This window comes from Arthrobacter sp. Dra40 (assembly GCF_059091905.1).
In genome coordinates this window covers 1-331 of the sequence record NZ_JBNHHB010000587.1, presented here as the reverse complement: position 1 = coordinate 331, position 331 = coordinate 1, and the positions used below count along the sequence as shown (strand labels likewise).

1 protein-coding gene is annotated in these 331 nt (G+C 71.6%); it reads left to right on the top strand.

All coding sequences use genetic code 11. The features are described 5' to 3' along the window. Window positions 1-24 precede the first annotated feature (24 nt). Window positions 25-331 (top strand): hypothetical protein (locus tag AC5RWT_RS38120; protein ID WP_494084722.1); only part of this gene is annotated, 307 nt, incomplete at its 3' end.

Sequence of the window (331 nt, the reverse complement as noted above, 5' to 3'; positions counted from 1 at the left end):
CCGGCCCGGAAGGAACCGGTCCCGGTGCCGGAGCGGTGGCCGGAGCCGGTGTTCGAGCCGGGCCCGGACCCGTACGCGGGCCTGGAGATCCCGCCGGTCCCGGAGGAGGAGCTTGACCAGGGGAACCGGGCGTACCGGGAGGACTTCGCGGTTTGGGAACTGGACGACGAGGACGACCGGCCGCCGGGGGTGGGTGCGGTTCCGGCGGAGTTCGCGGAGCTGGCGAACCTGCCGGAGGGGTGCTGGCTGCCGGAGGGTTTGTTTGAGTCGAAAGCGAACGCGGACTATTATGCCGAACGCCTCGAAACGCTGGTGGCGGGTGCGGAGCCGG